Source organism: Phenylobacterium sp. (assembly GCF_020402505.1).
In the GTDB taxonomy this organism is placed as follows: domain Bacteria; phylum Pseudomonadota; class Alphaproteobacteria; order Caulobacterales; family Caulobacteraceae; genus Phenylobacterium.
In genome coordinates this window covers 1-5,464 of record NZ_JADBZL010000107.1, presented here as the reverse complement: position 1 = coordinate 5,464, position 5,464 = coordinate 1, and the positions used below count along the sequence as shown (strand labels likewise).

The following is a 5,464-nucleotide window of genomic DNA, read 5'->3' as shown; positions in this document are numbered from 1 at the left end:
GCTTCTTGGCCTCCGCCGGAGGCATCTGCGCCAGAATGAGACCGAGGGATTTCTCCTTCATCTTGGCGGCGATCGGCAGACGCACCGAGTCCTCCAGAAGAACCATCCGCGGCGCGGCGTCCTTTGGCTTCATGGACTCAAAGACCTTGACCATCCGGGCCACCTCAGCGGCTTCCTGCTCATCTCCGAGCTTTAGCAGCCCCTGGATGTCCGACTTGAGCCCGTTCAGGGTCTTTACCTTGACGTCGAGCTTGGCCTCAGCCGCGGCGAGGAGGGCCAACTGGGTGCTGAAATCCGCTTCGCGTTGGTCCAGCTGACCCCGGCGCGCGCCAAGGCTCTGGAGAACCTGGAGCTCCGCAGGGGACAGGCCCGCTTCCTTGGCGAGCTCTGCGGCGGTAGGGGCGCAAACCAACGGCTTGGCCGGCGCCGCCGCAGCGGCGCCCGCCGGTTTGTCGCCGCCTTCCCGGGCGTTCGCGGTGGCCTGGGCGGGGTTGGCCGCCGAACCCGGAGGTTGGCCGCCCGCCTGGGCGGCAACCCCCTGAGCAAAAGCCCTCGCCCCGGAAAACAGATCTGGCGCGCCAGTGACGCTCGAGAGGGCGTTCAGGGCAAGCACGCCGCCTGCAGCGACCCCAACCAGAGGCAGAATGCGGGGTATCTTGGTCATCCACGACCTCCTGAGAAGGCGGGGCGGGGGCTGGGCTCCACGCCGCCACCCAGAAAGAGCTCATCCTCGAACTCGGGTCGGCGACGAACTCCCGTCGACGGACGACGAAGGGCCGGCGCAGCGATTTCCCGACTCCGTGCCCGGGCTTCGCGGCTCTGGGCCAGAAGCGACCCGAGGTTGCGGCTGAGGCGTTCGATATCAGCCTCCGAGGCCTGCTGATCCCGGGGATCGATAGCCAGCCCCGCCCGCGCGCCCGCCTCAAACTGCTGGTCGAGTTTGGAGGCGAGGACACGGGCGCGCTCGATCCGGCTGACAAGGACTTCCGCCATCTCGTCGCTCGCAGCCTTCAGATCGGCCAGTCCGCGCTCGGCCCGGGCGGCGGCGGCGTCGAGATCCGCAACAGCCTTGGCGAAGCCCATCTGCCCCTCGCGAAGCACCTTGAGGCGCTCGTTGAGGCGCCAGCCCATCCAGATGGCCCCGCAGAGAAGGCCCGCAAGCAGGAGGTTGAGGATGATGGCGATCATGAGGTGGACATCTCCTGGACGGCCCGACGCGCGGTCCGGTTGAGAGGGGCTTCAACTCGCACGGCGATCTGATGATTCCTGCGCCCCATGCGGGCTGTGGTCAGCTGGACGGATCCCGCCCGCAACTCGACAGGCTTGTCAGGCGTCGCATTGAGCATCAGCGTATCGCCCACCTTGAAGTTAAGGACGGTTTGGAGCGGCAGCTGCTGCTCGTCAAGCACGGCTCGGATGTCCATCCGGGTCGTCCAGATCTCGGTGGCGAGGTGCCCTTCCCAAATGTTGTCCCGCCCGAACTTTTCACCCATGAACTGCTGGAGCAGCATCTTCCGGATCGGTTCGAGGGTGGCGTAGGGCAGGAGTAGCTCGATACGTCCTCCGCGATCTTCCATGTCGATCCGGAGCTTCACCAGGATCGCGGCGTTTGCCGGCCGAGCGATAGCGGCGAAGCGGGGATTGGTCTCAAGCCTGTCCAGGGTGAAGGTCACCGGGGTCAGCGGCTCGAAGGCCATCTTAGCGTCCCCCAGGACGACCTCCACCATCCGCTCGACGAGAACTCGCTCGATGGTGGTGTAGGGCCGCCCCTCGATGCGCATGGTCGCTGTGCCGCGGCGTCCGCCCAGGAGAACGTCCACAATCGAGTAGATCAGATTGGAGTCGACCGTCAGGAGACCGTAGTTCTCAAGCTGCTCCGCCTTAAATACCGTCAGAATAGCCGGGAGGGGAATGGAGTTCAGGTAGTCCCCGAAACGGATGGAAGAGATGTTATCGAGGCTCACCTCGACATTGTCGGAGGTGAAGTTCCGCAATGAGGTCGTCATATACCGCACAAGGCGGTCAAAGACGATCTCGAGCATCGGTAGGCGCTCATAGGAAACAAGCGCGGAGTTGATGATCGCGCGGATGCCGCCACGATCAGAGTCGTCATCCCCGGACATATCAAATCCGAGGAGGCTGTCGATCTCGTCCTGGTTGAGAATGCGCTCGGCGTTGGCGATGGCCTCAACGGCTTCGCTAGGGCTCCGGCCCCCTTCGTCTGTGGAAGTGTCGTCCGTGTTCGCCATGGCTTAGACTCCAGCTGGCCGAGGGCCTAGCTGATGAGCATCTCCTCAATCAGGACTGAGTTAACGCGGGCCGGCGCTATCACAAGGTTGACCCGACGAAGAATTTCCATTCGCAGCTGAAAGGTGCCTTGAGACCCCTGAAGATCCTCTGGACGCAACTCCCGAAGGAAACCTTGGAACATGTCCTGTATCCTGGGCATCGCAGGCTGGATCAGCTCCGCAGTGGCCTGATCCGGAGCCTCAAGCGTCAGCTTCAGCTTGAGGTAAACGGGACGCCCATCCCCGGCCTGCATATTCGCCACCATGTTGGGCAGCGTGCAGAAAACGACCCCATCCGGCCCCTCGGAGATGATGACCGCCTGACCGCTCGCTACAGGAGCGCCGCCCTTTGTTTCGCCTTCCGCCCCCTTCTTTCCCTTCTCCTCGCCCTTCTTCTCGGCCTTGCCTCCCGCCGCTTCCGGCGGCTTGCTGAAGAAGAGGAAGTAGGCTCCTGCGCCGCCGCCCAGGACCAAAACCGCCGCCGCCGCCGCGATGATGATCAGGCGTAGCGGCGGCTTCTTGCCGCCGCCTTCCTCGGCGGCTTCTGAGCCGTTGAGGTCCACATTTTCCTCATCGGAATTCTTGGGGGGCTTGGCCACGGCCTCAACTCCTGGAGATTCTCCCTCCCACTATCCCCCGGTTTAGTTAACGATCCGTTTTTCCACCCCGCCTCAGGGGGGAGAAAAGACCCGGCAAGATCCGCCTCCCGGCCGGAATTAACCATTTTATTTGATGTTTTTATTGCATTTTTCGGTTGGCCCAACCCTTGCATGGTGAATGGGGAAACTTCGGGCCCTTAACACCAGGCGTCAGAGTCGATGGACAACGCTCTCTATGTGGGACTATCGCGCCAGATGACGCTTCGGCGGCATCTGGACATCGTCGCCAACAACATCGCCAACGCCGACACCGCAGGGTTCAAGACCGAGCAGCCCCTTATCCGAACGGAGCCCAAGGCGCCTGCGCGTTCTGCTGACGGGCCCAACCCCATCAAGTTCGTGCTCGACAGCGGCCTCGCCCGGGACTTCTCGCAAGGCGCACTGCGGACGACGAACGCCGCATTCGACCTCGCGATCGACGGGCCTGGGTTCTTCCGCATCCAGACCCCGGGAGGACAAAGGTTCACCCGCGACGGCCACTTTCGGCTGGACGAGACCGGTCGGATCGTCACCCAGAGTGGCCAGCCGGTTCTGGACCCCGGGGGCGCTGAGGTCATCATTGACCCGAGGAACGGCCCTGTGGAGATCGCCCGTGACGGTTCGATCAGCCAAGGCATTGAACAGGTCGGCCGGGTCGACGTGGTGACCTTCGATAGCCTCTCGGTCCTCGAAAAAGTCGGCGACAACCAGTTCCGCAACACGTCCAACGCCCAACCCCAGCCGGCCCCAGGATCCCTGGTCCGCCAAGGCATGCTGGAGGCGTCAAATGTTAACCCCATCCTTCAGGTCACCGACCTGATCGAGGTGACGCGGGCCTATGAGTCCCTGAATCGAATGATGGAAAACACCCAGGATCTGTCCCGGCGCGCGGTCGAGCGGCTCGGACGCGTCGAGTAGAAAGGCTGACTTCTCATGCAAGCTCTCCGCACCGCCGCCACCGGCATGGCCGCCCAGCAGCTCAATGTCCAGGTCATCTCGAACAATATCGCCAACATGAATACGGTGGGCTTCAAGCGCCAGCGCGCCGAATTCCAGGATCTGCTCTACCAGACACTCGAGCGGGCAGGCTCCCAGTCGTCCGACCAGGGCACGGTTGTTCCCACCGGGCTGCAGATCGGCGCGGGCGTCAAGGCCGGCTCCATCTACAGGATCACCGAGCAGGGAGTGATGACCCAGACGGGAAATCAGCTCGACGTCGCCATCCAGGGCCGGGGTTACCTTCAGGTCCTCATGCCCTCGGGTGAGATCTCGTACACTCGCGCCGGTAACCTCTCTCTCAACGATCAAGGGCAGCTGGTGACCGCAGACGGCTACCAGATTCAGCCCGCCATTGTGATCCCGCCCGACGCAGTCGATGTTTCGATCTCCAAGTCCGGCCAGGTCCAGGTAAAGCAGGCTGGCCAGAATCAGCCTTCGGTGATCGGAAACCTGGAGCTCGCGACCTTCATCAATGAAGGTGGCCTCGAAGCGATCGGCGACAACCTGTTCCTGGAAAGCGGTGCATCCGGGGCGCCGACTCTGAGCGTCCCGGGGGTCGATGGCACGGGCGTCCTCCTGCAGGGCTATACTGAGGCTTCCAACGTGGAAGCCGTAGGGGAAATCACCGCCCTGATCGTGGCCCAAAGGGCCTACGAGATGAATTCCAAGGTCATCACATCCGCCGACCAGATGCTCTCCACTGCGAACCAGGTGAAGAGCTGATCTCATGCGCCGGCTGATCACCTTCGCTCTTGCGCTCTGCCTGGCGCTTCCTTCGGCGGCCCACGCCGCCGCACCTGTCGCCCTCAGGACCGACACCACCGACGCCGACGGCGTCGTGACCCTCGGGGACCTCTTCGAGGGGGCGGGCGCCGCGTCCGGAGTCCGCGTCGCCGCCCGATCCGGAGGGAGCGTCATTCTGGACGCCACAGCTGTCCAGATCTTGGCGCGCCGAAACGGGCTGGATTGGGGCAATCCCGACCGGCTGCGGCGGATCATTGTCCGTCCCGGCGAGGAAGCGCCAGCCGCCTCTGTGCGAAGGGGCGAGGTGCAGGCGCTGACCTACGCTCGGAGCCTGGCCGCCGGCGAAGAGGTTCGCGCCGAAGATTTGATCTGGACCCGCGCCGTCGCCGCGCCCGCGGACGCTATCCGGGATGCCGACGATGCTATCGGCAAGATCGCCCGCCGCCCCCTTCGGGAGGGCGCCCTGGTGTCCACCCGGGATGTCAGCGCACCGGTGGTGATCCAGGCCGGCGACCTCGTCACCGTGACCTACCAGAACGGTGGTGTATCTCTCGCCCTCGAAGTGAAGGCCCTCGACGCCGGCGCGGTTGGCGATGTGATTTCACTTCAGAACCTGTCTTCCCGGAAGACAATCCAGGCCGTGGTCATGGGACCGGGCCAGGCCGCTACCGGACCCGACGCTCCCAAGGGCGCAGTTTCCGTCGCCACCCGCATCGCTCGCCGCTGATCCCCTCCAGAGACAGGTCACGTCCCATGAGACTCGCCGCCGCCCTTGCCCTCGCCCTTCTCCCCCTG

At 64.0% G+C, this 5,464-nt stretch carries 7 protein-coding genes; 3 read left to right on the top strand and 4 right to left on the bottom strand.

The annotated features are described in order from the left end of the window. The 4 genes from IM632_RS08295 to IM632_RS08280 form a co-directional block, all read right to left on the bottom strand. A partial coding sequence (locus IM632_RS08295) for a hypothetical protein (RefSeq protein ID WP_296552208.1) occupies positions 1-664 on the bottom strand: 664 nt, incomplete at its 3' end. After that, positions 661-1,188: a DUF6468 domain-containing protein gene (locus IM632_RS08290; RefSeq protein WP_296482393.1), complete on the bottom strand. Its 528-nt coding sequence runs from the start codon at positions 1,186-1,188 to the stop codon at positions 661-663. The genes IM632_RS08290 and IM632_RS08295, both read right to left, overlap by 4 nt. Continuing rightward, the gene (gene fliM, locus IM632_RS08285) at positions 1,185-2,249 is read right to left on the bottom strand and encodes a flagellar motor switch protein FliM (protein WP_296482391.1); all 1,065 of its coding nucleotides are present in this window, start codon (positions 2,247-2,249) and stop codon (positions 1,185-1,187) included. Before fliM ends, IM632_RS08290 begins: the two co-directional genes overlap by 4 nt. Before the next feature lie 26 nt (positions 2,250-2,275). Continuing rightward, the gene (locus IM632_RS08280) at positions 2,276-2,887 is read right to left on the bottom strand and encodes a flagellar basal body-associated FliL family protein (protein WP_333806250.1); all 612 of its coding nucleotides are present in this window, start codon (positions 2,885-2,887) and stop codon (positions 2,276-2,278) included. Between the two features lie 219 nt (positions 2,888-3,106). Between IM632_RS08280 and flgF the strand changes: the two genes are divergently transcribed. From flgF to flgA, 3 genes are read left to right on the top strand one after another with little or no spacing between them, the layout of a single operon-like run. Then, positions 3,107-3,844, top strand: a complete 738-nt coding sequence (gene flgF / locus IM632_RS08275; RefSeq protein ID WP_293511386.1) for a flagellar basal-body rod protein FlgF — start codon at positions 3,107-3,109, stop codon at positions 3,842-3,844. A 15-nt stretch (positions 3,845-3,859) separates the two neighbouring features. Beyond that, on the top strand, positions 3,860-4,648 hold the full coding sequence (gene flgG / locus IM632_RS08270) for a flagellar basal-body rod protein FlgG (protein WP_293511384.1): 789 nt from the start codon (positions 3,860-3,862) through the stop codon (positions 4,646-4,648). A 4-nt stretch (positions 4,649-4,652) separates the two neighbouring features. After that, positions 4,653-5,396 (top strand): flagellar basal body P-ring formation chaperone FlgA, encoded by a 744-nt coding sequence (gene flgA, locus IM632_RS08265; RefSeq protein ID WP_296552206.1) that lies wholly within the window; start codon positions 4,653-4,655, stop codon positions 5,394-5,396. Positions 5,397-5,464 lie beyond the last annotated feature (68 nt).

What these genes read in the sequence shown, in the direction of transcription:
- IM632_RS08290 (WP_296482393.1), bottom strand. Translation starts at nt 1,188, where the DNA reads ATGATCGCCATCATCCTCAACCTCCTGCTTGCGGGCCTTCTCTGCGGG.
- flgG (WP_293511384.1), top strand. Translation starts at nt 3,860, where the DNA reads ATGCAAGCTCTCCGCACCGCCGCCACCGGCATGGCCGCCCAGCAGCTC.
- flgF (WP_293511386.1), top strand. Translation starts at nt 3,107, where the DNA reads ATGGACAACGCTCTCTATGTGGGACTATCGCGCCAGATGACGCTTCGG.
- fliM (WP_296482391.1), bottom strand. Translation starts at nt 2,249, where the DNA reads ATGGCGAACACGGACGACACTTCCACAGACGAAGGGGGCCGGAGCCCT.
- flgA (WP_296552206.1), top strand. Translation starts at nt 4,653, where the DNA reads ATGCGCCGGCTGATCACCTTCGCTCTTGCGCTCTGCCTGGCGCTTCCT.